Consider the following 25,408-nt stretch of genomic DNA (forward strand, 5'->3'; position numbering starts at 1 on the left):
CGCAGGCCCGCGCGCTGTTCCAGCCGGGCGGCGGAGCCGTCGTCGCGGCAATCGACCAGGGCACGACGTCGACGCGGTGCATCCTGTTCGACAGGGAGGGCCGGCGCCGCGGCACCAGCCAGATGGAGCACCGGCAGATCATGCCGCGGCCGGGGTGGGTCGAGCATGATCCGGAGGAGATCTGGCGCAACACCCGCCGCGTCATCGCGGACGTCATGGCGGACGAGGAGTGGACGGCCGCCGACGTCGCCGCCGTCGGCATCACCAACCAGCGCGAGACCACCATCGTGTGGGACCGGCACACCGGCCGCGCCATCCACAACGCCATCGTCTGGCAGGACACCCGCACCGAGGAGATGTGCAGGAAGCTTCGCGACGAGGTCGGCGAGGAGAGGGTCCGCCGCATCACAGGCCTTCCGGTCTCGACGTATTTCTCCGGGCCGAAGATCGCCTGGATCCTGGACAACGTGGAGGGCGCCCGCCGGCGGGCGGAGGCCGGCGACCTGCTGTTCGGCACCGTCGACACGTGGCTGACGTGGAACCTCACCCGCCGCGAGGGCCGGGCGCTGCACGTCACCGACGTCACCAACGCGTCGCGGACGATGCTCATGAACCTGGAGACCCTCGAGTGGGACCAGGGCCTGTGCGAGGCCATGGGCATCCCCATGGAGATGCTGCCGGCCATCGCGAGCTCGTCGCAGTACCTGGGCAAGGTGCGGTGGAACGGGCCGCTGCACGGCGTGGCCATCGGCGGCATCCTCGGCGACCAGCAGGCCGCCACGTTCGGCCAGGCCTGCCTGGAACCCGGCGAGGCGAAGAACACGTACGGCACGGGCAACTTTTTGCTGCTCAACACGGGCACGGTCGCGCAGCGCTCCGACCACGGGCTGATCACGACGGTCGCCTACCGGATCGGCGACGAACTGCCCGTCTACGCGCTCGAGGGGTCCATCGCTGTGACGGGGTCTCTCATCCAGTGGCTCCGCGACAACCTCGGCCTGATCCCGGATGCGCCGTCCGTCGAAAAGCTCGCGAAAACGGTCGACGACAACGGCGGGTGCTACATCGTGCCGGCGTTCTCCGGGCTGCTGGCGCCGCATTGGCGGCCCGACGCGCGGGGCGTGATCGCGGGGCTGACCAGGTTCATCAACAAGGGCCACATCGCCCGCGCCGCACTGGAGGCCACCGCCTACCAGACGCGCGAGGTCGTCGAGGCCATGAACCGGGACTCCGGCGTGACGCTGACCGCCCTGCGCGTCGACGGCGGCATGGTGCCCAACGACCTGCTCATGCAGTTCCAGGCGGACATCCTCGACGTGCCGGTGACGCGGCCCGTGATCACCGAGACCACCGCGCTCGGCGCCGCCTACGCGGCCGGCTTGACCGTGGGGTTCTGGGAATCCACCGACGAAATCCGGGCGATGTGGCGCGAGGACGTGACCTTCGAGCCCGCCATGGACGCCGAGCGGCGCGACGCCCTGTTCGCGGAATGGGGCAAGGCCGTCGAGCGCACCCTCGACTGGGTGGAGGACTGATCCGCCGGGGCGGTTGAAGGCCTGCTCCGCCGCTCACGCGGGGCGGGGCGGACGGGAAGGGTGCGCTGCTCCCTCCCCCGCCCCCCGGCGTCACTCCCCCGCGTCCGTCGTCCCCGCCGGGCGCAGCAGGTAAATGTCCATGATCCACCCGCGCTCGGCGCGCAAGGCCGCCTTCAGGTCGGCCAGCTCCGCGCCGATGTCGCCGACGCGGCCCCGGCGCAGCTCCTGCATCGGGGTGCCCAGGTAGGCGCCCCACAGGATCTCCTCGTCATCGGCGGCATGGTCGAGCCACGCCGCTCCCCCGTCGAGCATGACCACGGCGTCGGTGCCGGCGGGGCGCTCGCCCAGCCGGCGGCCGGTGGTCACCAGGACCGGGCGGCCGATGCGGTTGAGCGTCGTCGCGTGCGCCGCGGTGAGCGCCTGCACCGCCGTGATGCCCGGGATGACCCGGACGTCGAGCGTCGCCCCGAGCCCCCGGATGCGGTCGAGGATGCGCAGCGTCGAGTCGTACAGCGACGGATCGCCCCACACCAGAAACGCGCCGCGCCGCGGACCGCGGTCATCGGCGGTCAGGGAGCGCACCATGGCGTCGTGAAGCAGCTCGGCCCGCGCCCGATGCCAATCGCGGACCTCCCCGCCGTAATCGGCCGGGTCGCGGTCGCGCGGGGGATCCGGGACGGCGACCAGCTCCACGTGCGGAGCGTGGGCGGCGAGGATGGCGCGGCGGGCGTCCAGCAGATCGGACTTCGCCTCGCCCTTGTCCAGCGCGAACACCACGTCCGCGCCGCGGAGCGCCTCGATGGCCTCCAGCGTCAGATGCGCGGGGCTGCCGGCGCCCATGCCGATGACGTCGATGGCCAGAACGGCCGATGCGGCGTCTCCCACGGGCTAGCGCGCCGCGCCCGCGGAGGTGGCGTCGGCGCCGAACGCGCCGTTCATCTCCTCGGGGCTCAGGGCCGACAGCGTGCCGGCCGTGTAGCGGTTGGCCCACGACTGTTTCAGGTACACGTCGCAGGCGTTGCCCAGGTACTTGGCGTCGTAGTTGTTGAGGACCATCACCGGCTTCAGCGTGCCATCGTCCTGCAGGGCGGAGACGACGAGATGCGGGGATTCCGCATCGTTGGTCACCTGGCACACGAACTGGATGCCGTTGACGTCGGTGAACGTGGGCTTCAGCACTTTCTGGACCTCGCTATTCTCGATTCGGCCGCCGCCGGTGGTCGACGGGGCCGTGAATCCCATGGTAGTCGGGGCCGGGGGCCGCGGCCCGGCCCCCGCGCGCGACGGGGGGACCGGCGTTAGCCGTGATTCACGCACGCTGGGACGATGCCGGACAAATGTAGCGATGATCACGGCTTTCGGCCCCACCCGGCCAGTGGGGTAAAGTTGTGGCGTCGCAGCGGGGGCGCGCGCGGAACGCACGCCGAGGTTTCGGTGAGAGGCTCGCGTAAAGTCCGCGGGAAGCCCGCGGAAACCGCGCCCGCAGCCGACGATCGCCCCAGTAGCTCAGTGGATAGAGCACGGCTCTCCTAAAGCCGGTGTCGCAGGTTCGATTCCTGCCTGGGGCACGACGAAACCCCTCCACCCGCACGAATGATGGAGGGGTTTTCCCGTCGCAAAGCCCGCACTCCCCGTTGTCCGCACATTCCCCGCAAATTGATTTCGCGCGCGCCCCGCGGGCACCCCGGGACCGCGGCACGCCCAGGCGACTGCGCCACCCGCCACCCGAACGGGGGAACGGGGTCGCCCGCGCCGCGCAATTTTGCCCGTTTCGCGCTGGTCAGACGCATGCGATCACCGTTCACCCGCTGAGGCGGGAATCTCACCCGGCGGAGCCCCGCCGAACATGGTTACTGTCGATGGTGGAAATGGTGCATTCGGAAATCGGGTGCACCTCGGAAGAACCGGGGACCCACCCAAGAACCGTCCAGGTTGCGCGAGGGTTTTTCGGCGCTCCCGCCCACAGTGGAAGATCCCACGGAAAGGACTGCACAATGCCCGCCTCCAGGAAGCCCGCATTCACCGACGTCGACGGAGTGAAGGTTTTCGCCCGCCTGACCGACATCGACGGCAACCTGCGCCTGCGCCTCGTCGACGAAAACGAGAAGCAGATTCTCCTGCTGAACTTCTACGACGCCAAGCAGCTCGGCGCCGCCGTGGAGATGTTCCTCGGCCAGCGCTACGGCGCGAATTTCTCCGAGCTCGACGGCAACATTTCCCTCGAGGACCGCAAGGAGCTGTTCCACGAGGAGCTCGAGGAACTCGAGGAGAAGCTGAAGAAGGAAGCCGAAGAGGAAAAGGCCCGCCGCGCCGCCGGCCAGGCCTAGTCAGTCGACGGAACGCCCGCATAGGCTGCGAGCGTTCCGCGCGTTGCTTTGCGACGCCGACCACCGCCCCGCGGAAGGGGCGTGGTCGGCGTCTTGTGGCGTTTTGGGGCAGGGGCGAGAAGCGCCCGCCCGCCGTTCATCGGCGGCGGCGCCGCTCACGCCCGCCGTCTAACCGGTCGAATCGGCGCCCGACTGGTCGGCCGCGCCCGCGGCCGGGGCTTCCGCCCCGCCCGTGCCGGCCCCGGTGCCGGCACCCGTACCCGAGTTGCCCGAGTTGCCCGAATTGCCGGAGTTGCCCGAGTTACCCGAACCACCGGTATCGCCGCTCGGGGTCGAGGTCGGCACCGTCGGCTCCGTGGTGGTCGTCGTCCGCGTGGTGTCGGCCGGCCGGCTGCTGGTCGCCGCCGACGAGCGGCTGCTCGTGCTGGACTTCGGCTTCGAGGACGACGAGGTCGAGCTGGAGGAACTCGTGGAATCGAGCTCATCCACGACCTTGAAGCTGACCGAATCCGTCGCCGACCCCTTGCCGCTCTTGGAGGTCACCGTCGCCTTCGCGCGGTACGAGCCCTTCTTCAGGCCGGAGACGCCGAAGGACTGCTTGCAGGCGACGCCCTTCTTCTGATCCGTCTTGACGGTCTTTCCGCCGGCATTCTCGATCTCCAGCTTGATGTCGCACTTGCCGGCCGCCGTGTCGCCGGCCTTGTCCAGACCGCGCACGGCCAGGGTCACCGGCTTGCCCTCCAGGAAGCTGGACGTGTCCGCGTCGAAGCTCGGGCTCGACTTCGCGGGCAGCGCCACCGACGCATCGGCTACGTCATCCGCGCCCTTCTTGTCGGACTTCTTCTCGTCCTTCTTGTCCGACTTCTTGTCGGCCTTCTTCGCGTCGCGGTCGCCGGCGTCTTCGTCGTCGGCCTGCGCCTGCGCCGGAACACCCGCGCCGGCCCCGTTCTCGTCTTCGGCCGGGCGCGTCGGCTTCTCGCCGTCCGCGGGATCCCATTCCTCGCGGGGCGCGGGCTCGGCGCCTTCGGAGGCGAGCAGCTCCTCGTTGGGCTTGACGCCCATGTCGGCGGGCGTCGTCGCGAGCTCGGGCCGTTCGGGCACGACGATCTCGTTTTCGTTGAACGTGATGTCGTACGAGTCGCCCTCCTCGTAGATGTTGGTCACGTTGATGGTCGTGTAGTGGTACTCCGGCGCGTAGACGTAGATGACCCGGTAGGGGTCGTACCCCGGCCACGGGGCGACCGACGACGGGACCACGTACCCGGCCCAGCGCTGCGCCAGCGGGTTGCCGCAATCGCACTTCACGCGCGGCACGCCGTATGCGTCGACGAGCACCGCGGTCCCCGCCTGCAGAACCGCCTGGTAGGGCAGGGCCCGGCCGTTGGCGTAGGAGTGGTTGGTCACCCAGGTGTCGTGCATCAGCACGACGGGCTTCAGCGACCGGATGTAGTCGTCGACCTGGCCGTCGGACAGCCCCAGCGCCCCGGCGAAGGCGGAGCGCCGGTCCGGCATGCTCCGCAGGTTGCGGATCAGCCCCTCCTGGTCGCAGACGGCCCGGTTGCCGCTGCCGCCGTAGAGCTGATCAGCGCCGCCCTCGACCCCGCCGGCGAGCTGTTCGCGGGCGACCGGGACGATCTGGTCCCGGTCCACTTCCGACACCGAGTCGGTGAACGGCGACGGGCCGGGATCACCGGCGGAGATGTAGGACATTTCGGCCACGTTGCGGTCGCCGCCCGGTTTCCATCCGGACCAGGCGAGCCCGCCGCCGACGAGCACCGCGGCGAGGAACACCGCGAGCCCCGCCCACAGGAACTTGGATCCACCTCCCCCACGTGCCCGAGCCTGCGGTGGGAATGGGGCCGGGGATCCGTATCCCGGGGGTGGGGTGGTCATGTCACTGTCACTCCTGAGAAAGGGGCGGGCGACGCCCCGTTGGCGCCAGTGCCCTGTGCCGCCCAGCGTAAAGTCGCCGCAACCGCCCGGCGAGCCGGCTCCGGCCCCTTTTTGCGGTGCCCCCGTTTGGGATGGAAACCACCTGGCCAGCGGCGCTTTCGGAGCGCCCCGGGATCGCCTGTAACGCAGCGGGCGACCTCCTTGAGGGGTAACGCCGGAAAACGGCGTTCCCCTGGGCGCATTTCCGGTGAAATGCCCGCGCACGGGCCCGACCATGTAGGCTCACCCCGGACTCGAACGCGAGAAATGGATCAGGGACCCCGGGGAGGCAACGCCATGAAGCGCACCATCATCGCCGCCGCGGCATGCGGCGCCGCTCTGCTGACCGCCGCCTGCGCCCCTCAGGACGGGGTCGGCGGTGCCCCGGCGCCGTCGGCGGACGCCGGCGCCGCCACCGCCTCGAACGCCGCGGACCGGGGCACGCCGACGTCGGCGAGCGAAGCGGAGACCACCGCCGCCGCCACCACGGAATCACTTTCCGACGGGCCGACGACCACCTCGGAGGAACCCACATCCGCGATGCCCCCGAGCCGCGGCGAGACCACTTCGACGTCCACGTGGACGTCGTCGAGCACGACGTCGGCGACCCGCACCGCCGACGGCCGGGCCCGCGTGGGCGCGCCGTGCCCGGGGCTGCAGGGGACCCTGCGCCCCGCGGTCAACGGCCAGATCCTCATCTGCGCGGGCGCTCCGGTTCCGCGGTGGACGGTGATCCTCGAGGAACCCTCCCCCACCGAGCCGACCGGCGAGCCCACGACGCCGACGGAAGAGCCGAGCGAGCCGTCGAACGGCAACGACGGGGGCGCCGGCGGCGGAGACGACGCGGCCGGGCGCGGGCGGGGCAACCCCGCTCCCCCGCGGACGACGCCGGAGCCCTCCCGCCCGGCGTAACCCGGCGCAGCTCAACGGACCCGGCGCAGCTCGACCAGCCCGGCGCAGCCCGCCCGGGCTACTTGCGGCGCTTGCGGTTGTAGAACGGCATCGGCACGACGGTGGCGGTGCGCTCCTCGCCGTCGATGTCCAGCTTCATTTCCGTGCCCTTGGTGGACAGCCACCGCTGCACGTAGGCGAACGCGATCGGATGGCCGAACGTCGGCGACACCTTGGTCGAGGTGATCACGCCGGCCTCGTTGCCGTCGGCGTCGCGAAGCACGGCCCCGCGCTCCGGCGCGACCTTGCCCTCGATCTGCAGGCCGACCAGCAGCTCCTTCGGCTGAGGCTGATTGACCAGGGCGTTGCGCCCGATGAAGTTGCCCTTCGTCGGGCCCATCACGGACTTCAGGCCGGCCTCCAGCGGGGTGCGGTCCCGCGTCAGCTCGCGGCCGTACAGGGGCATGCCCGCCTCCAGGCGCAGGATGTCGCGGCACAGCAGGCCACACGGGCGCACGCCGAGATCGGCGCCGTCGTCGGCCGGGTCCTCGGGATCGGCAACCGCCGCGCCGGCGGCCAGCAGGGCGTCCCACACCTCGGCGCCGCGCTCGGCGGGCGGGAACACCTCGAAGCCGTCCTCGCCGGTGTAGCCGGTGCGGGCGACGATCATCTCCACGCCCGCCACCTCCAGCGACGTGCAGGAGTAGTAGCGCAGCGCGTCGAGCGTGCCATGGGAGTCGGCGGGCACCACCCGGCGCAGCAGCTTCGCGGCCTTCGGGCCCTGCACGGCGATCAGCGCGATCTCGGAGCTGCGGTCGACGACCTCGACGTCGTAGCCGCCGACGCGCTCGCACAGCGTGCGGTAGACCTCGAGCATGTTGCCGGCGTTGTTCACGAGCATGAACTCGTTGACGCCCAGGCGGTAGACGATCAGGTCGTCGATGATGCCGCCGTCCTCCTGGACGATCATCGTGTACTTCGCCTTGCCCAGCGCGATCGGCTTGATGGCGGAGATGAGGGTGTGCGCCAGGAAGCGGGCGGCGTCCGGGCCGGAGACGCGGATCTCGCCCATCAGCGAGAGGTCGAACAGGCCCACGGCCTCGCGCACGGCCTTGTGCTCCTCCAACTCGGAGGCGTAGCGGAACGGCAGCTCGTACCCGCCGACGTCGCGCATCTCCGCGCCCAGCGCCACATGCCGGTCATGCAGCGGGCTGCGCAGCGGCGTCGCCCCGGAGTTCGGGTTGGCGGTCGAGTCGTTCATGGGTGCCTCCTGCTGTTTCGTCACGTGCCCGACGCCGGCGGGCATGGTCGGCCACCACTCTATCCCCGCCCCGGGATTTCCGCTTACGCCAGGTCAACGGCGTACCCGGCGACGGCGGCGGAACCCCGGAAAAGCGCGGACCCCGCCCCTCGCCGCCGGAGTCGATCCGGGGTTGGGGGACGGGGTCGGGTGCGGGAGCGGGGGCGCCACCGTGGGGACGCTCACCCGGTGCGGGCGATGACCTCCGCACGCGGGGTGCTCCGCGGGTGTCGCGCCTAGTGGTCGACGGCGGCTTCGGTGCCGACGCCGGTGAGGGAGCGGACCTCCATCTCGGCCTGGAGGTCGTCCAGGTTGTCCGGCTTGCCCACGTACGTGGCGATGATGCCCGCGATGAACGCCAGCGGGATGGACACCAGGCCCGGGTTCTGCAGCGGGAACCAGGCCCAGTCGGCGTTGGGGACCATCGAGGTCTTCAGGCCGGACACCGCCGGCGAGAAGAAGATGAGCAGCAGGGCCGAGCCCACGCCGGTGTACATCGAGGCGACGGCGCCCGCGGTGTTGAACTTCTTCCAGAACAGCGACAGCAGGATGGTCGGCAGGTTCGCGGACGCGGCGACGGCGAAGGCCAGCGCGACCAGGAAGGCGACGTTCTGCGACATGGCCAGGATGCCCAGGACGATGGACGCGATGCCGAGCACGACGACGGTGATGCGGGAGACGCGGACCTGCTGCTCCTCGGTCGCGGTGCCCTTCTTCAGAACGGCCTGGTAGAGGTCCTGGCCGACGGACGCGGAGGCCGTGATGGCCAGGCCGGCGACGACCGCGAGCACGGTGGCGAAGGCGACGGCGGAGATCAGCGCCATGAAGATGGAGCCGCCGAGCTGGAGGGCCAGCAGCGGGGCCGCGGCGTTGGCCTTGCCCGGGGCGGCGTTGATGGCGTCGGGGCCGACCAGCGCGGCGGCGCCGAAGCCCAGGATGAGGGTCATCAGGTAGAACGAACCGATGAGCACGATGGCCCAGGTCACGGACTTGCGGGCCTCACGGGCGGTGGGCACCGTGTAGAAGCGCATGAGCACGTGCGGCAGGCCGGCGGTGCCGAGCACCAGGGCCAGGCCCAGCGAGATGAAGTCGAGCTTGGTGATGGCGTCCTTGCCGTACTTCATGCCCGGCTCGAGGAGCTGGGAGCCCTTGGTCCCGGCCTCCGCCGCGAGGGCGGACGCGTCGTGCTTGGCGACGGCCTGCTCGAGCAGACCGACGAAGCCGGACTTGGCGGTGAAGAACACCAGCACGGTCATGATGGCGACGCCGCCGACCAGGAGGACGGCCTTGATCATCTGGACGTAGGTGGTGCCCTTCATGCCGCCGATGAGGACGTAGGCGATCATGACGATGCCGACGATGGCGACGACGATGGACTGCTCGAGCTTGCCGTCCAGGTTGAGCAGCACGGCGACGAGCGAGCCGGCGCCGGCCATCTGGGCGATGAGGTAGAACAGCGTGACCGCGAGCGTGGTGACGGCGGCGGCGGTGCGGACCGGCTGCTGGCGCAGGCGGAAGGCCAGCACGTCGGCCATGGTGAACTTGCCGACGTTGCGCAGCGGCTCGGCGACGAGCAGCAGCGCGACGAGCCAGGCCACGAAGAAGCCGATGGAGTACAGGAAGCCGTCGTAGCCGGTCATGGCGATGGCGCCGACGATGCCCAGGAAGGACGCGGCGGACAGGTAGTCGCCGGCGATGGCCAGACCATTCTGGGTGCCGGAGAACTGGGCGCCGCCGGTGTAGAAGTCCGAGGCGTCCTTCTTGTTGCCGCCCTTGGAGACGCGGGTGACGACGACCATCGTGATCACGATGAACGCGACGAAGACGATGATGTTGAGGATCGGGTTGCTCTCGCCGAGGTCCGAACCCTGCGCGAGGAGGTTGAGGGTGTTCATCGCTTACTTGACCTCCTTGGTGGCGGTGCCGAGCTTCTCGGCGATGGCGCCGGACTCCATCTCTTCGCGGATGGCGGCCTGCTTCGGCTCGAGCTTCTTGTTGGCGAAGCCGATGTACCACCACGTGATGAAGAAGGTGGTCACGAACTGCAGGAGACCCAGCAGGATGCCGAGGTTGCCGACGATGGGCATCTCGGTGCCGAACAGGTCGGGCATGTAGGTGGCCAGGAGCACGTAGCCGACGTACCAGACGAGGCCCGCGATGGTCAGCGGGATCGTGAAGGATCGGAACGTCGTGCGGAGCTCCTGGAACTCCTCGGTGCCCTGAACGTAGCGGTACTCCGCTGCGGTGGGCTTGTGCCGGTTTACCGGCTTGGGGGTTGCGGACACTGTGTGCCTTTCCGGTTCATCATGTACGGACAATCACGGTTCACGCCGGCCTGAACGGCGCCGGCCGTGGGTGACACCTCACTCGGCGAACGCGTTGTGCGTCGCGTCACACCTGGATATGTGCGCCCATGAAGTTACCTGGAACACCCCGACCTGCGAAACACGTCACACTCACAGCGGGATTTAAGGAAGTTCACGCCACCCCCAAAGGTCCGGCCCACCTGCGCGAATGGCAACTAACGGAGTTACCCCCGAATGAACCGCATTTCAGTTAATTCCCATTAACTGTTTTGTCCTCGAAGGTGATTCGCCCGTTTCCGGTTGACCTGCCACACGGTCTCCACGAGCACCGCGCCGGCGATCCCGGTGAGCACCGCCGCGAACCCGGTCACGGTCGGCACGGGATGCAGGTGCAGCGCCGCGGCGATCGGTCGGACCAGGAAAATCACGGGGTACGCGCCGCCCGCCACGGCCAGCAACGCGATCTTCCACGGCTCGTAGGGCCTTGCGACGACGGCGAGCACCCAGAAAGCCGAGATGATCAGGACCACCAGCGTGGCCGTCGAGGCGGCGCCTTCGACGGCCGGCTCGGCGTCGGGGCCCGGGTAGGCCCACAGCCAGAACGCGAAGGTGAGCGCGCCGACGATGAGCCCCGACGGCAGGGCCAGGCGGAACACCCGCGACGAGAACCCCGGTTTGGCGCGCTCGTGGTTGGGTGCGAGCGACAGCACGAAGGCCGGGATGCCGATGGTGAACCAGCCGGTGACGGTCACGTGGATGGGCTCGAAGGGGTACGCGTACCCGATGATGCCCACCGCCAGCGCCAGGAAGACCGAATAGATGGTCTTGGTCAGGAAGAGGTTGGCCACCCGCTCGATGTTGCCGATGACGCGGCGGCCCTCGGCCACCACGTGCGGCATGACGGCGAAGCGGTTGTCCAGCAGCACCAGCTGGGCGACGGACCTGGTCGCCGGCGCGCCCGCGCCCATGGCCACGCCGATGTTGGCGTCCTTGAGTGCCAGCACGTCGTTGACGCCGTCGCCGGTCATGGCCACGACGTGCCCGCGCGACTGCAGCGCCCGGACCATGGACCGCTTCTGGTCCGCGGTGACGCGGCCGAAGACGTTGCCCTCCGCCACCGCATCGGCGAAGGCCTCCGCCTCCTCTTCTCCCGCGTTCGGATCGGGCAGTTCGCGGGCGTCGACGGGCCGGTCGGCGCCCGGCAGCCCCAGCGTGCGTCCCACCGCGCCGACGGAGGCGGCGTTGTCGCCGGAGATGACCTTCACCGTCACGTTCTCGCGGTCGAAGTACTCCAGCGTCTCGCGGGCGTCGGGGCGCAGCGTCTGGTCGAGCACCACCAGGGCGACCGGCTCGAGCATTCCCGGGTGCTTTTCGACGGGCTCGCCGGGGCCCACCACGACGTCGGACACCGAAGCGACCGCGGCGCGGGCCAGCAGCAGGACGCGGAGCCCTCCTGCCATCAGCTCGGACGCCCGATCCAGGGCGGGCGAACCGTCGGCCGCGAGGATGTCGGGGGCGCCGAGCACCCACGTCCCCGCTTCCGCCCCGTCCGCGGCGAACGTGGCGCCCGACCACTTCCTCGCCGACGTGAACGGGATCTTGTCGGTCGCCGCCCACCCGGGGTCGGCGACGCCGCTTTCCGCCAGGCTCTCGTTGATGGCCATCGACGTCGCGTTAGGGCGTTCCTCCAGGTGCCCCAGAGCCGCCAGGACCCGGCGGACCTCCTCGACGCCGGCGTCGTCGTCAAGCGGGAGGATCTCGCGGAGGTGCATGCGGTTTTCCGTCAGCGTGCCCGTCTTGTCCACGCACACGACGTCGACGCGGGCGAGCCCCTCGATCGCCGGCAGCTCGTTGGTGAGCACCTTGCGTCGGCCCAGGCGGACGATGCCGATGGCGAAGGCGATGGTGGTCATCAGCACCAGGCCCTCGGGGACCATCGGCACCAGCGACGCGACCATCGCCAGCAGCGACTCCCGGAACGGCAGCCCCGAGCGGAACAGCTGCGTCCAGATGACCAGCGCCCCCGTCGGGATGAGGATCCACGTGATCACGCGGAGGATCTTGTTGATGCCCCGCAGCAGCTCCGAATCCGTCAGCGTGAACTTGCTGGCCTCCGCGGCCAACTGCGCGGCGTACGCCTCGGCGCCGACCTTCGTGGCCTGCTGCGTGCCGCTGCCCGACACGACGTGCGAACCCGAGTACAGGGGGTCGCCGACGCTCTTGTGCACCGGCTTCGACTCGCCGGTGAGGGGCGACTCGTCGACGTCGAGGCCGTCGACCGACCGCGCCACGCCGTCGACGATGATCTGGTCGCCCGCGCCGAGCTCCACCAGGTCGTCGACGACGATCTCCTCGCGGTCCATCTCCCGCGCCGGCCCGCCGTCGCGGATGACCATCGGCCGGGCGCGGCCGACGATGGACAGCTTGTCCAGCGTCCGCTTCGCCCGCAGCTCCTGCACCACGCCCACGATCGAGTTGGCGATGATCAGCAGCCCGAACGCGCCGTTGACCCACGACCCCGTCCACAGCACGATCGCCAGCAGCACCGCCAGGATCGCGTTGATCCGCGTGAACACGTTCGCGCGGATGATGTCCGTGACCGTGCGGCCCGACGTCGGCGGCAGGTGGTTGACCAGCCCGGCGCTGCGCCGCTGCCCGACCTGCTCCGCCGTCAGCCCGCCGGGGCCGGTGGCGAAGGCGGTCGCGGCTCCCCCGCTTTCCGGACGCATCGGCGAACCGCCCCTCACTTCCCGCGGAACACCGGGTCGCGCTTCTCGGCGCGGGCCCGGCCGGCTTCGGCGGCGTCCTCCGACGCCCACACGGCCTCGTACAGCTCGCGCTGCTCCGGCTTCGGGGGCAGGTTCGTCTCGTCGTCGTTGAGCACCATCTTGTGGTACTCGAGGCTCATCGGCGCGAAGGAGGCGATGCGCTCGGCGACCTCGCGGGTGACGTTCGAATCGCCCAGGTAGGACGCCAGGCCGCACGACTTCGCCTCGGCCTGGTCGATCTGCTCGGCGGCGAGGAGGATGGTGCGCGCGCGGGCGCCGCCGACGAGCACGCGGGTGCGGCGGATGGTCCATGCGTCGACGGCGATGCCGAGCTTGACCGGCGGGATCATGAACCAGCCGCGCTCGCCCACCACGCGCAGGTCCGCCGCCATCGACAGCTGCATGCCGGCGCCGACCGCCGCGCCCTGGACGTCGGCGATGATGATGCGCGGGCATTCCTGCAGCGCATGGAGCATGCGGGCGAGCTGGACGTGGAAGTTGCCGTCGCTGTGCTGCCCGCCGAGATCGGCCCCGGCGCAGAACGCGCGGCCCTCGCCGCGGATGACGATGACCCTGCACTCCGCGCGGCCCGGCGCGGCGTCCACCGCGTCGGCGATGTCCGAACACACTCGTGCGTTCAGGGAGTTGCGCTTGTGATCGCGGTCGATGGTGATCGTGGTGATCGGCCCATCGCACTCGACGCGGATCTCGGAGTTCCCGGGGTTCTCAGACATGGGTCCAAACCTACCGGCGCGCGGCGGCGGCCGTTCACTCGTCGCCGAAGAAGCGGGGGTCGCCGCCGATGCGCGACTCCGGGTCGGCCAGCCCGGCGATGGCCGACATGTGGGCGTCGGTCAGCTCGAATCCGAGCACCCCGAGGTTTTCCGCCATGCGGCCCTCGTCCGCGGACTTCGGGATCGCCACCAGGCCGCGCTGCAGGTGCCACCGCAGGGTCACCTGGGCGGGAGTGCGGCCGAGCTCGGCCGCGATGTCGGCGATGGGCCCGGACCCGAAGCGCTTGGCCCGGCCGAGCGGGGCCCAGGACTGCGTGACGACGCCCCGGCGCGCGTCGTCGGCGACCTGCTCGTCCTGGGGCAGGCCGGGATGCAGTTCGATCTGGTTGACCGCCGGCGCCTCGGGCAGTTCGTCGAGGACCTCGGAGTAGAAGTTGGCGACGCCCGCGGACCTGGTCAGGCCTTCGTCGCGGAGTGCCATGATCTCGCCGTAGCTCTCTGCGAAGAGGTTCTGCTTCGGGCACGGCCAGTGGACCAGCAGCAGGTCGACGTGGTCCAGGCCGAGGCGCCGCAGCGAGTCGCCGGCCGAGCGGCGGGTGTCGGCGGCTCGCTGGGCGTCGTTCCACACCTTCGTGGTCACGAACAGGTCCTCGCGCGCGACGTCGCCCGCGGCGATGGCGTCGGCGATGCCCTGACCGACGCCGACCTCGTTGCCGTACAGCGAGGCGGTGTCGATGTGCCGGTAGCCGATGCCGATCGCGTGGCGGACGCAGCGGCGGGCGGTGTCGTCGTCCATCCGCCACGTGCCCAGGCCGATCTGGGGAATCGAGTTTCCGTCGTTCAGCGTCAGGGAGGGAATGGTGCCGTCGAATTCGTCATTGGCCATGCCCCTTTTGTACTCCCGCGCCGCCGGGCCCGGCTACCGGGCGTCGTCGTCCTGCATCTCCTCGGCCACCCGCGCGGTGTTCGCGGCGCCGCCGGTGGAGCGGATGTCGGCGCCCGCTTCCGCCGCGGCACCGGGGCGGATTCCGGCGAGCTCCGCGGTGCCCACCTCGCCGTCGTCCTCGATCCCCGGCTTCGTGCCCCCGTGCAGCTCCGGGTACCAGAACCGCTCCGGGTCGGCGATCTCCCAGTCCGCGGCCCAGGCGTGGAACCGGGTTCCGGACAGCAGTTCGCCGGGCTCGAGCCAGTTGTACAGCTCGGCGTAGGTCTCGGCGTACTCGTCGGAGGTGCGGCGGAAGAGCATCGACGGCGACAGTTGGTCGAAGCTCTCCAGGCCCATCGAGGCGAGCATGCCCACGGCCTCCTGGACGGTGGCGTCGTGGAAGTTGCGCACGCGGTTGGCCTTGTCCTCGACGTCGATGGCCTTCCAGCGCTTCGGATCCTGCGTGGCGACGCCCACGGGGCACTGGTTGGTGTGGCAGAGCTGCGACTGGATGCAGCCGGTGGCCATCATCATGCCGCGGGCCGAGGCCATGAAGTCCGCGCCCTGGCACATGCGCTTGATGATGTCGAAGCCGGTGACGATCTTGCCCGTCGCGCCGATCTTGACCCGGTCGCGCAGGCCGGCGCCGACGAGAGCGTTGTGCACGAGCACCAGGCCGTCGGTCAGCGGCATGCCGACGCGGTCCGAGTACTCCAGCGGCGCGGCGCCGGTCCCGCCCTCCGCGCCGTCGACGACGATGAAGTCCGGCGTGATGTTCTCCTCCACCATCGCCTTGCACACGGCGAGGAACTCGATGCGGGAGCCGGCGCAGATCTTGAAGCCGACGGGCTTGCCGCCGTTGAGCTCGCGCATGGTGCCCATGAAACGGACCAGCTCGCGCGGGGTGGAGTACACCCGGTGGAAAGGCGGGCTGGTGACGCCCTTGCCCACCGGCACACCGCGGGTCTCGGCGATGACCTCGTCGACCTTGTCGCCGGGGAGCATGCCGCCGAGGCCGGGCTTCGCGCCCTGGCTGATCTTCAGGTAGGTGGCCTTCACCTCGGGCAGCGCGGCGCGTTCGCGGAATTTCTCCGGGTCGAAGTCTCCGTCCTCGGTGCGGCAGCCGAAATAGCCCGAACCGATCTCCCAGAACAGGTCCGCGCCGTACTCCAGGTGGTACGGGGAGATGGAGCCCTCGCCGGTGTCGTGGACGAATCCGCCCATGGCCGCGCCCTTGTTCATGGCCAGCACCGCGTTCGGCGACAGGGCGCCGAAGCTCATCGCGGCGATGTTGAAGATGGACACGTCGTAGGGCTGCGTCGTCTCCTCGCCGCCCAGGCGCACCCGCGGGTTGGCGTTGACGGAGCGCGACGGCGCCATGGAATGCGGGATGTACTCGTAGCCGGGTTCGGTGATCTTCCGCTCGGTGCCGAAGGATTTCTTCGACCCCAGGCCCTTGGCCCGCTCGTAGATGACGGACCGCGTGTCGCGGTCGAAGGGCGTGCCGTCGAAGTTGCGCTCGATGAAGTACTGCTGCGTCTCGGGCCGGATCGATTCCAGGATGTACCGCGCGTGGCCGAGGATCGGGTAGATCCGCAGCAGCGTGTGTTTCTTCTGGATGAGCACGTCGTAGACGGCGACGAGATCGAGGAACACGAACACCGCCAGGAGCACGGCCCACCAGGGGCTGACGAAGACGGTGAGCGCCAGCGCGATGACGTTGGCGACGAAGAGGATGCCGAGGATCGTTGGCCGAGTAATCACGGTTACCAGGGTACGTGTGTTACTCGTCACAAGGCATTTTCAATTTCAAACGGGGAATTCTCGCCGACCCCATTGACAAACCGTTGGGTTTTCACAACACTCGGTTGCATGAGCCCGGTGAAACGTGGTCCACAGAGGCCGATCTTCAATCGCATGGCGGTGCTGCGCGCGGAACGCGGGCTCAGCCGCGCGCAACTGGCGGAGGCGGTCGACGTCAACCCGCAGACCATCGGGGCGCTCGAGCGCGGGGACCATTACCCCAGCCTCGACCTCGCGTTCCGCATCTGCGGGGTCTTCGGCCTGCCCGTGGAGGCCGTGTTCTCGCGCGAGGAATTCGCGCCGATGTCCGCCACCCTCTATCCGCGGGCCGGGGAACCGGCCCCCCGACCAGACCGACCGTCCACCGGCGGAACCCCCGCCCAGGAACAGGAGACGCGATGAACCCCACGAACCCGACAGCCGGCGGCCATTCGGCCGGCGGGATCCTGGATCGCTGGCAGGCGCGGCGGGAACGGAAGTTCCACGAGCGCCGCGAGCAGATGGCGGGATGGTTCCCGAAGCTGCGCAACCGCGCCATGCGGCGGCGCCTGGTGGTGGCGCAACTGGTGATGCTGGTTCTGTTCGCCGTCGCGGGCGTGCTGCTCGCGGCCGCGCTGACCGGCGCCATCGCCACCTGGTGGAGCCTCGTCTGGATGGTCGTGACCTTCATCGCGCTGCCGACGTGGACGATTTTGGGCATCGTCACCGACAACATCGACGGAGCCCCGGCGTCGTGCCTCGACGAATACGAGCGGGAGCGCGTGGAGGGGCTGCGCAGCCTCGCCTACCGGGCGTTCACGTGGCTGGGGCTGTTCACGGCCCTCGCGCTCATCATCGTGGGCACGTGGGTGATGAACGACGCCCCGGATTGGGCCAGGTACGTGCCTTACTTCGCGGGCATCTCGTTCCTCGTCTGCTTCCTGGCCATCCTCTCGCTGCCGACGATCGTCATCGCCTGGACCATGGCGGACGACTGATGGCCGCCGCCGACCCGCACACGCACCCCGACAACCGACCGACCGAAAGGAACACCGCCATGAAGGGACGACCCCTCATCATCGACGGCCTGCGCAAATCCTATGGGCGATTGCAGGTCCTCGACGGCATGAGCCTCACCGTCCGGCCCGGCGAAATCTACGGATTCGTCGGTGCGAACGGCGCGGGCAAGACCACGACCATGCGCATCGCGCTGGGCGTGCTGACCACCGACGGGGGCGAGGTCCGCCTGGGCGACGAGCCCCTGGACGACACCTCGCGCCGCACCATCGGCTACATGCCGGAGGAACGCGGCCTGTACCCGAAGGAGAAGGTGCTCGACCAGCTCGTCTACTTCGCGCGGCTCCACGGCATGGACGCCGCGACCGCGAAGGACCGCGCCGGCGAGCTCCTGGAGACGCTGAACCTCACCGAACGGGCCGGCGACAAGGTCGACACCCTGTCGCTGGGCAACCAGCAGCGCGTGCAGCTGGCGGCCGCGCTGGTCCACGACCCGGAGGTCCTCGTCCTCGACGAGCCCTTCTCGGGTCTCGACCCCATCGCGGTCCGGGTGATGTCGCGGGTGCTGCGCGAGCGCGCCGACCGGGGCATCCCGGTCGTGTTCTCGTCCCACCAGCTCGATCTGGTGGAGCGCCTGTGCGACCGAGTCGGCATCATCCGCGACGGCAGGATGCTCGCCGAGGGCACGGTCGCGGAACTCCGCGCGACCGGCCCGTCGCTGATCGGCGTCGACGTCCCGTCCGCCCCGGAGGGCTGGGCCGACGGCGTCCCCGGCGTCGCGTCCTCGCGCGTCGAGGCGGGCGGCCGGACCGTCGTCACGCTTGCCGACGGCGCCCCGGCCGACGTCGACCAGCAGTTGCTCGATCTCGCCCGCTCCCATGGCCCGGTGCGCTCCTTCGGGCCCGTCCACATTCCGCTGACCGAGCTGTACCAGGAGGTCGTGCAGTCATGAGCACCCCAGTCAAGGACTCCCCCACCACCCGCTCCGGCGGCTACCGCGCGTCGACGGCCATCGGGCTCGTCGCCAAGCGCGAGTTCCGCGAGAACCTGCTGAAGAAGGGTTCCCTGGTCACGCTGGTCCTCGGCATCGTCCTCGCCGTCGGCGGCGTGCTGGCCGCGGCGTACTTCACCCGCGACGACGGGCAGGGCACCGAGCCGACCGTCATCGCCGTCGTCGGCGAGGCCCCGTTCGCCGATGCGCTCGCGCAGGCGCCGGAAGTCCCCGGCCAGAAGCCCGTCGAAACCCGCGCGGCCGCCTCTGAGGACGAGGCGCGGTCCATGCTCGACGACGGTTCCGTCGACGCGGTCCTGCTGCCCGCCACGGGCGACGGCGGCCAAGCGGCCGGTCCGAACCAGTGGGCGCTCCTGCAGGACCGCGCCCCCGACTCGCTCGCCACGACGCTCAATGCCGCGCTCGCCCAGCATCTGCAGGCCGAGGCCATCGCCGCGCAGGGCGGCGACCCCGCCGCGGTCGCCCAGGCGGCCGGTCAGGGCTCGGTGAAGGCGCAGAGCGTGAAGGACATCGACGCCGCCGCGCTGCTGGTCGTGGGCGTCGGCGTGATCGTGATGATCACCGGCATCATGATGTTCGGCGGCGCCGTCGCCAGCTCCGTGATCGAGGAGAAGTCCTCGCGCGTCGTCGAGATCATGCTGGCGACCATCCGCCCGCTGCACCTGCTCGCGGGCAAGATCATCGGCGCCGGGCTCGCGGGCGCCCTGATGATGGCCGCGATCGTCGCATCCGCTTCGGTGACCATCGTCATCACGGGGCTGGCCGAGAACTTCTCCATCCCGTGGAGTGCGGTGGCGACGCTGCTGCCGTTCTTCATCCTCGGCTACACCCTGTTCGCCGCCCTGTACGCCACGGCCGGCTCGCTGGTCAGCCGCATGGAGGACTTCGGCGCGGCGCAGATGCCGGTGCTGATCCTGTCCTTCGTTGCCATCTACGTCCCGGCCTTCGGCTGGTCGGCGCTGGACTCCACGTTCATGCGGGTCGCCTCGTGGATCCCGCCGGCGTCGGTGACCACCGCGCCGCTGCAGTACGCGATGGGCGGCTTCTCCGGGTGGCAGCTGCTGGGCTCGGGCGCGATCCTCGCCGCCGCCTGCGTGGTCATGCTCTTCGTGGCGGCGAAGATCTACCCGCGCAACGTGCTGCGCACCGGCTCCCGGGTCACCTGGATGCAGGCCCTGAAGGGCTAGCCCCGCCGCCCGGTCTCCGCGAACGCCCGGACCTGGTCCGCGGTGCCGTAGGAGGCCTGGGCCCCCTCGCCGCCCGCCGCGTAGGCCGACACCACGGCCGCGAGGCGGGCGGCGTCGCACACCGGCAGACCCGAGGCCAGGCCGGCCATGAGGCTGCCCATGTAGGAATCGCCGCAGCCGGTGGTGTCCACGACGTCGACGCGCAGGGGGTCGATGCGGGTGGCGGTGACCGCGGCGGTCGCGGCGTCGCCCGGATCCTCCCGGTCGCCGGTTTCCACGACCACAGATCCCGCGCCACCGAGGGTGACCACGGCGGTGCGGATCCCGTGCTTCGCGGCCAGCGCCGTCGCCGCGTCGGACCAATCGCCCGTCTCGGCGCCTTCCGCCGCCGCGGCGGAGCCGACCAGCGCGGCCAGCTCATGCTCGTTGACGATGAGCACGTCGACCAGGTCCAGCAGCTCCGCCCGCACGTCGCGCACGGGCGAGAGGTTGAACACCACGGTCACGCCGGCCTCCGACGCGATGCGCGCGGCCTCGACGACCGCGTCGTCGCAGACCTCCAGGCACAGGCCCAGCACGTCCGCGCCGCGGATGGCGTCGGCGTGCTTCGCGACGAACCCGCCGTCGACGGTCCCGTTCGCGCCGGGGGAAATGACGATGCAGTTCTCGGCGTCATCGTCGACCAGGATCATCGCGGTGCCGGTGGCCGCCTCCGATTCGGACAGATGCGAGACGTCGACTCCCGCGGCGACCAGCGAATCGCGCAGCATGCCGCCGTTCGGGTCGGCGCCGACCGCCCCGACGAACGTCGCCCGGACGCCCAGGCGCGCGACCGTCGCCGCCTGATTGGCGGACTTGCCGCCCGGCAGCACCTGCAGCGGGCCGCCGGCGATCGTCTCCCCCGGCTTCGGCAGCTCGGCCACGCGGACGGTCAGATCCGCGTTCGCCGAGCCCATCACGGCCACGGCGCCCGGCGCGGACGCCAGGGCGTCGAAAAGCGGGCCCGCGTCAGTCATCGGCCGCCACCGCCCCGACGCGCGCCATGAACTCGGAGAGGAACCGCTCCACGTCCACCCCGACGGCCACCTTCACGTTCTTCTCCGGGTCGTTGAGCCGGACCTCGTCGCCGATGGTGCGCCCGCGGGTCTCGCCCTCGAGGTCGACCTTCATGTTGTGCTCGATGACGGTGACCAGCGACGGGTCGACCGCGACGCCGACGGCCAGCGGATCGTGCAGCCCGCAGCCGCCCAGGTGCGGGGCGGTGGTGTCGTAGGCGCGGATGTAGTAGTCCGTCATGTCCGCCAGCACCCGGCCGGCGTCGGTGCCCAGGTCGCGCCACCGCTTCGTCTCCTCGTAGGTGAGCAGCGTCTGCAGCGTCACGTCGAGGCCGATCATGGTGACGTCGGCGCCGGAGCGGAAGAGCTTGTCGGCGGCCTCCGGGTCCTGGTTGATGTTCGCCTCGGCCCACGGGCGGACGTTGCCCGGCACGGTCAGGGCGCCGCCCATGATGACGATGCGGGCGTTCCGCGCGAACTCCGGGTCCCGGTCGATCGCGGCGGCGAGGTTCGTCATCGGGCCGGTGGCGACGATGACCAGGTCATCGCCGTGCTCGCGGACCGAATCGACCAGGAAATCGACCGCCCCGCGCTCGTCGGCGGGCCGCCGCGACTCGGGCAGCTCCACCTCGCCGATGCCGTTCTTGCCGTGGATGAACGCCGAGATCTCCAGCACCTCGAAGCCGTCCTTGGCCGAGGCGTGCGGCTCGCCCCGGAACACCGGGACGTCCGGGTGGCCGAAGAGGTCCAGCAGGGCAAGGTCGTTGGCGACGCCGTCCTTCATCAGGACGTTGCCGTAGGTGCCGGTGACGCCGATGAGCTCCAGCTCCGGAGAGCCGAGCGCGTAGGCCAGCGCCAGGGCATCGTCGATGCCCGTGTCGAGGTCGAGGATGGTCTTCATCGCCGGGTGTTTTCTCCGTTTCGGCGCCCGTCTCCAGCGGCGGCCCGATCGCCGGGCGCCTTCGACGCGCGACCGTGGCCCTGTCAATCCCCATTATCCAGGTTTCCGCCCGTCCCGCGGCCCGGACCGCGGGGCCGGACGGCGGGGCCGCCCGCGGGAGGGGTGGGCGGCACGGATGGGACGGGCGGGGCGGAAATCATTCCGTTCCCATAACCTGGGGGCATGTCACGCACGAGCGCACGCGAACTCATCGATTCCGTCATCGACCGCGGCACTTACCGCAGCTGGGACACTCCCCCGGACTACGGGGACATCGGCGACGACTACGCCGCCACCCTGGCCCGGGCCCGCGAGAAGTCGGGGGTCGACGAGGCCGTGCTCACCGGCGAAGGAGAGGTCGGCGGGCGCCGAGTGGCGGTGATCTGCTCCGAGTTCTCGTTCCTCGCCGGTTCGATCGGCGCGGCGACGGCTCGGCGGATCATCCGCGGCATCGAGCGCGCCACGGCCGAGGGCCTGCCGCTGCTGCTGTCGCCCACCTCGGGCGGCACGCGCATGCAGGAGGGCACCCCGGCATTCGCGATGATGGTGTCCATCACCACCGCCGTCGCCAGGCACAAGGACGCGCACCTGCCCTTCCTCGTGTACCTGCGCAACCCCACCACCGGCGGCGTCATGGCGTCGTGGGGCTCCTCCGGCCACTTCACGTTCGCCGAGCCGGGCGCGCTCCTCGGTTTCCTGGGCCCGCGGGTGGTCGAGCTGACGACGGGCACCGGCATCCCGGAGGGCGTGCAGAGCGCGGAAAACCTGTACGAGCGCGGCATCATCGACGGCGTCATCTCGCCCGAGGGGCTGCGCGGTTCGGTGCGGCGGACCGTCGACGTGCTCATGCCGGACGTGGAGACCGCCGAGCCGGCGCCGCCGGCGGACGCCGTGCCCGACGGCCGCGGCGCCTGGGAGTCGATCCTGCGCACCCGCGAACCGTCGCGCCCGGGTGGCGGGGACATCCTCGCCGCGCTCGAGGACCGTTCCGTGCCGCTGTCGGGCACCGGCGACGGCGAGAACGACGACGCGGTGCGAGCCGTGCTGGCCCGCATCGCCGGGCGCCCCGTCATCATCGTCGTGCAGGACCGCCACCGGCAGCCGCCCCTGGGGCCGGACCCGATGGGCCCGGGGTCGCTGCGCTTCGCCCAGCGGGCCATCCGCCTGGCCGAGAGCCTGCGGATTCCCCTGGTCACGGTGATCGACACGCCCGGCGCCGAACTGACCAAGGAAGCCGAGGAAAACGCGATGGCCGGCGAGATCGCCCGCACCCTCACCGCGCTCCTCGACGTCCGCGTGCCCACCGTGTCCATGATCCTCGGCCAGGGCTGCGGCGGCGGCGCCCTCGCGATGCTGCCCGCCGACCGGGCCCTGGCCATGCACGACGCCTGGCTGTCGCCGCTGCCGCCCGAGGGCGCGTCGGCGATCATCCACCGCGACACCGAGCACGCGCCCGAGATGATGGAGGCCCAGGGCGTCGCCGCCGAAGCACTGCTGTCCGCCGGGGTCATCGACGAGATCATCGCCGAGCCGGAGGACAATGACGAGCTGGTCGACCGGGTCCTGGGCGCGATCGCCCACGCCCTGTGGACGCTGGAGACCGCCCCCGAGCGCGTCGGCCGCGAGCAGCGCTTCGCCCATTACCGGGAGTTCGCGCTGGGCTCGTGACGCCGGTGGCCGGACACGCGCAAGGGGCGCGGCGGGCGGATCGATCCGCCTGCCGCGCCCCTCTTCTTCGCGCCGCCGTTTCCGGCCGAGCGCCGTTACTTGACGTCGAGCAGGTCGATGACGAAGACCAGGGTCTTGCCCGACAGGAAGTGGCCGGCGCCGGCGGGGCCGTAGGCCTTCTCCGGCGGGCAGATCAGCTCGCGGCGGCCGCCGACCTTCATGCCGGGGATGCCCTCCTGCCAGCCGGCGATGAGACCGTCGAGCGGGAACTCGATCGACTGGCCGCGGTTCCACGAGGAGTCGAACTCGTCGCCGGTCTCGAATTCGACGCCCACGTAGTGGACCTCGACGCGGGCACCCGGGGTCGCCTCGGCGCCGTCGCCGACGGTGATGTCGTTGATGACCAGATCAGTGGGGGCCGGGCCGGACTTGGCGCCGAGTTCGGGCTTCGTCATGGTGAGTCTCCTCGTATCGGCGGCTCGGCGGGCGCGGCGCACCCGACGCGCCGCGTCGGTTCGGTTTCTTTCCAAAGGAGTGTAGTGCACGTGCGTCCGCCGGGGCGGCGGATGGCGGCGGCGTTTGCCGTGCCGCGAAACGACCGCGCCCCGCCCGACCCATGGGGCCGGACGGGGCGTTGCCGCGGTGAGCCGTGGCTTCTAGCGCTCGTCGCGCGGGATGAAGTTGCGCTCGTTCTCGCCGGTGTAGATCTGGCGGGGGCGGTTGATCTTCGAGGCCGGGTCGGTGACCTGCTCGTTGAAGTGGGCGATCCAGCCCGGCAGGCGGCCGATGGCGAACAGGACGGTGAAGAAGTCCGTCGGGAAGCCCATGGCGCGGTAGATCAGGCCGGTGTAGAAGTCGACGTTCGGGTAGAGCTTGCGCTGGACGAAGTAGTCGTCGGCGAGCGCGATCTCCTCGAGCTTCATGGCCAGGTCCAGCAGCTCGTCGCCGCCGAGGTGGGCCAGGACCTCGTGCGCGGTCTTCTTGGCGATGGCGGCGCGCGGGTCGTAGGACTTGTACACGCGGTGACCGAAGCCCATCAGGCGGACGCCCGGCTCCTTGTTCTTGACGCGGTTCATGAAGTCGGTCGCGTCGCCGTCGTGGTTGTTCTTGATGTCCTCGAGCATCTCCAGGACGGCCTGGTTGGCGCCGCCGTGCAGCGGGCCGGACAGGGCGTTGATGCCCGCGGCGATGGAGACGAACATGTTGGCGCCGGAGGAGGCGACCATGCGCACGGTCGAGGTGGAGCAGTTCTGCTCGTGGTCGGCGTGGAGGATCAGCAGCTTGTCCAGGGCGTCGACCAGCACCGGGTCAACCTCGTACTTCTCGGACGGGAAGCCGAACATCATGCGCATGAAGTTCTCGCGCGCGTTCAGCGAGTTGTCCGGGTAGAGGTACGGCTGGCCCTGGGAGGCGCGGTAGGCGTACGCGGCGAGCATCGGGACCTTGGCCATCAGGCGGGCGGTCGCGAGATCGCGCATCTCCGGGTCGGACGGGTCGAGCTCATCCTGGTAGTAGGAGGAGAGGATGTTGACCGACGAGGCGAGGGTGGCCATCGGGTGGGCATCGCGCGGGAAGATGGAGAAGGCCTTCTTGAAGTCCTCGTCCAGCAGCGTGTGGTGGCGGATGTCGTAGTTGAACTTCTCCAGCTGCTCCTTGGTGGGGAGCTCGCCGTTGATCAGCATGTAGGAGACCTCGTTGAACGTGGCCTGCTCGGCCAGCTGCTCAATGGGGTAGCCGCGGTGGCGGAGAATGCCGTTGCCGCCGTCGATGTAGGTGATCGCGGAGGTGGTCGAGCCCGTGGCCGTGTAACCCGGGTCGAAGGTGGTCAGACCGGTCTCGGCGAGGAGCTTGCCGATCGCGATGCCGTCGTTGCCCTCGGTCGCGTTGACGATGTCCATCTCGAACTCGCCACCGGGGTAGTGGAGCACGGCCTTGTTGTTCTCAGTAGCCACAACTTCCCTTTCGCTGAAAATGTGTCGTTCAGGCAATCCGGCGTTGTCTCGCCGGCCACGGCCCACACTATCCGCGC

General features: G+C 70.3%; 22 protein-coding genes and 1 tRNA gene. 9 read left to right on the top strand and 14 right to left on the bottom strand.

Annotation, left to right across the window (positions count from 1 at the left end):
- The first annotated feature begins 14 nt into the window (after nucleotides 1-14).
- A complete protein-coding gene (gene glpK, locus CHAN_RS11275) occupies nucleotides 15-1,535 on the top strand; it encodes a glycerol kinase GlpK (protein WP_290293498.1) in 1,521 nt (506 codons plus the stop codon).
- A 90-nt stretch (nucleotides 1,536-1,625) separates the two neighbouring features.
- On the opposite strand, the gene cobF is transcribed toward glpK, so the two are convergent.
- The gene (gene cobF / locus CHAN_RS11280; RefSeq protein ID WP_290289835.1) at nucleotides 1,626-2,420 is read right to left on the bottom strand and encodes a precorrin-6A synthase (deacetylating); all 795 of its coding nucleotides are present in this window, start codon (nucleotides 2,418-2,420) and stop codon (nucleotides 1,626-1,628) included.
- 3 nt (nucleotides 2,421-2,423) lie between these two features.
- The gene (locus CHAN_RS11285) at nucleotides 2,424-2,714 is read right to left on the bottom strand and encodes a cg0963 family protein (RefSeq protein ID WP_065421479.1); all 291 of its coding nucleotides are present in this window, start codon (nucleotides 2,712-2,714) and stop codon (nucleotides 2,424-2,426) included.
- A gap of 316 nt (nucleotides 2,715-3,030) precedes the next feature.
- On the opposite strand from CHAN_RS11285, the gene CHAN_RS11290 reads away from it, so the two are divergent.
- Nucleotides 3,031-3,103 (top strand) — tRNA-Arg (locus CHAN_RS11290).
- A 426-nt stretch (nucleotides 3,104-3,529) separates the two neighbouring features.
- Nucleotides 3,530-3,862 carry a hypothetical protein gene (locus CHAN_RS11295; protein ID WP_048740815.1) on the top strand — a complete coding sequence of 111 codons (333 nt, stop codon included), beginning with the start codon at nucleotides 3,530-3,532 and terminating at the stop codon, nucleotides 3,860-3,862.
- A gap of 168 nt (nucleotides 3,863-4,030) precedes the next feature.
- Here CHAN_RS11295 and CHAN_RS11300 read toward each other — a convergent pair whose 3' ends face one another.
- Complete coding sequence (locus CHAN_RS11300) at nucleotides 4,031-5,755, bottom strand: DUF6777 domain-containing protein (protein ID WP_290289838.1); 1,725 nt, start codon at nucleotides 5,753-5,755, stop codon at nucleotides 4,031-4,033.
- 336 nt (nucleotides 5,756-6,091) lie between these two features.
- Between CHAN_RS11300 and CHAN_RS11305 the strand changes: the two genes are divergently transcribed.
- Nucleotides 6,092-6,706, top strand: a complete 615-nt coding sequence (locus CHAN_RS11305) for a hypothetical protein (RefSeq protein WP_048740811.1) — start codon at nucleotides 6,092-6,094, stop codon at nucleotides 6,704-6,706.
- 58 nt (nucleotides 6,707-6,764) lie between these two features.
- On the opposite strand, the gene gcvT is transcribed toward CHAN_RS11305, so the two are convergent.
- From gcvT to CHAN_RS11340, 7 genes are all read right to left on the bottom strand, one after another.
- Nucleotides 6,765-7,946: a glycine cleavage system aminomethyltransferase GcvT gene (gene gcvT, locus CHAN_RS11310; RefSeq protein ID WP_290289840.1), complete on the bottom strand. Its 1,182-nt coding sequence runs from the start codon at nucleotides 7,944-7,946 to the stop codon at nucleotides 6,765-6,767.
- 275 nt (nucleotides 7,947-8,221) lie between these two features.
- On the bottom strand, nucleotides 8,222-9,880 hold the full coding sequence (locus CHAN_RS11315; protein WP_290289843.1) for a monocarboxylic acid transporter: 1,659 nt from the start codon (nucleotides 9,878-9,880) through the stop codon (nucleotides 8,222-8,224).
- Between the two features lie 3 nt (nucleotides 9,881-9,883).
- The gene (locus tag CHAN_RS11320; RefSeq protein ID WP_048740802.1) at nucleotides 9,884-10,270 is read right to left on the bottom strand and encodes a DUF485 domain-containing protein; all 387 of its coding nucleotides are present in this window, start codon (nucleotides 10,268-10,270) and stop codon (nucleotides 9,884-9,886) included.
- A gap of 281 nt (nucleotides 10,271-10,551) precedes the next feature.
- Nucleotides 10,552-13,020, bottom strand: coding sequence for an HAD-IC family P-type ATPase (locus tag CHAN_RS11325; RefSeq protein WP_290289845.1), 2,469 nt, complete (start codon nucleotides 13,018-13,020; stop codon nucleotides 10,552-10,554).
- Nucleotides 13,021-13,034: 14 nt separating this feature from the next.
- Entirely contained in the window at nucleotides 13,035-13,793 is a 759-nt protein-coding gene (locus CHAN_RS11330; protein ID WP_290289847.1) for an enoyl-CoA hydratase, read from the bottom strand.
- 34 nt (nucleotides 13,794-13,827) lie between these two features.
- Nucleotides 13,828-14,679 (bottom strand): aldo/keto reductase, encoded by an 852-nt coding sequence (locus CHAN_RS11335; protein WP_290289848.1) that lies wholly within the window; start codon nucleotides 14,677-14,679, stop codon nucleotides 13,828-13,830.
- 33 nt (nucleotides 14,680-14,712) lie between these two features.
- Nucleotides 14,713-16,482, bottom strand: coding sequence for an FMN-binding glutamate synthase family protein (locus tag CHAN_RS11340; RefSeq protein ID WP_290289851.1), 1,770 nt, complete (start codon nucleotides 16,480-16,482; stop codon nucleotides 14,713-14,715).
- A 108-nt stretch (nucleotides 16,483-16,590) separates the two neighbouring features.
- Here CHAN_RS11340 and CHAN_RS11345 point away from each other — a divergent pair, with 108 nt between their 5' ends.
- From CHAN_RS11345 to CHAN_RS11360, 4 genes are read left to right on the top strand one after another with little or no spacing between them, the layout of a single operon-like run.
- Nucleotides 16,591-16,923, top strand: a complete 333-nt coding sequence (locus CHAN_RS11345) for a helix-turn-helix transcriptional regulator (RefSeq protein WP_290289853.1) — start codon at nucleotides 16,591-16,593, stop codon at nucleotides 16,921-16,923.
- On the top strand, nucleotides 16,920-17,498 hold the full coding sequence (locus CHAN_RS11350) for a hypothetical protein (protein ID WP_048740791.1): 579 nt from the start codon (nucleotides 16,920-16,922) through the stop codon (nucleotides 17,496-17,498). Before CHAN_RS11345 ends, CHAN_RS11350 begins: the two co-directional genes overlap by 4 nt.
- Before the next feature lie 59 nt (nucleotides 17,499-17,557).
- Complete coding sequence (locus tag CHAN_RS11355; protein ID WP_290289857.1) at nucleotides 17,558-18,469, top strand: ABC transporter ATP-binding protein; 912 nt, start codon at nucleotides 17,558-17,560, stop codon at nucleotides 18,467-18,469.
- Nucleotides 18,466-19,716 carry an ABC transporter permease gene (locus tag CHAN_RS11360; RefSeq protein ID WP_290289859.1) on the top strand — a complete coding sequence of 417 codons (1,251 nt, stop codon included), beginning with the start codon at nucleotides 18,466-18,468 and terminating at the stop codon, nucleotides 19,714-19,716. Before CHAN_RS11355 ends, CHAN_RS11360 begins: the two co-directional genes overlap by 4 nt.
- Here the strand turns inward: CHAN_RS11360 and CHAN_RS11365 are convergent.
- Together CHAN_RS11365 and CHAN_RS11370 are read right to left on the bottom strand one after the other, a co-directional pair.
- Nucleotides 19,713-20,732: a ribokinase gene (locus tag CHAN_RS11365; RefSeq protein ID WP_290289860.1), complete on the bottom strand. Its 1,020-nt coding sequence runs from the start codon at nucleotides 20,730-20,732 to the stop codon at nucleotides 19,713-19,715. The genes CHAN_RS11360 and CHAN_RS11365 overlap by 4 nt on opposite strands.
- On the bottom strand, nucleotides 20,725-21,672 hold the full coding sequence (locus CHAN_RS11370; protein ID WP_048740782.1) for a nucleoside hydrolase: 948 nt from the start codon (nucleotides 21,670-21,672) through the stop codon (nucleotides 20,725-20,727). Before CHAN_RS11370 ends, CHAN_RS11365 begins: the two co-directional genes overlap by 8 nt.
- A 222-nt stretch (nucleotides 21,673-21,894) precedes the next feature.
- Here CHAN_RS11370 and CHAN_RS11375 point away from each other — a divergent pair, with 222 nt between their 5' ends.
- On the top strand, nucleotides 21,895-23,379 hold the full coding sequence (locus CHAN_RS11375) for a carboxyl transferase domain-containing protein (protein WP_290289862.1): 1,485 nt from the start codon (nucleotides 21,895-21,897) through the stop codon (nucleotides 23,377-23,379).
- A gap of 95 nt (nucleotides 23,380-23,474) precedes the next feature.
- Here the strand turns inward: CHAN_RS11375 and CHAN_RS11380 are convergent, their stop codons facing one another.
- Together CHAN_RS11380 and CHAN_RS11385 are read right to left on the bottom strand one after the other, a co-directional pair.
- Nucleotides 23,475-23,834 carry an FKBP-type peptidyl-prolyl cis-trans isomerase gene (locus CHAN_RS11380; RefSeq protein ID WP_048740775.1) on the bottom strand — a complete coding sequence of 120 codons (360 nt, stop codon included), beginning with the start codon at nucleotides 23,832-23,834 and terminating at the stop codon, nucleotides 23,475-23,477.
- Nucleotides 23,835-24,035: 201 nt separating this feature from the next.
- Nucleotides 24,036-25,331 (bottom strand): citrate synthase, encoded by a 1,296-nt coding sequence (locus CHAN_RS11385; protein WP_082144324.1) that lies wholly within the window; start codon nucleotides 25,329-25,331, stop codon nucleotides 24,036-24,038.
- Between the last annotated feature and the right edge of the window lie 77 nt (nucleotides 25,332-25,408).

The organism is Corynebacterium hansenii (assembly GCF_030408795.1).
Lineage (GTDB): Bacteria > Actinomycetota > Actinomycetes > Mycobacteriales > Mycobacteriaceae > Corynebacterium > Corynebacterium hansenii.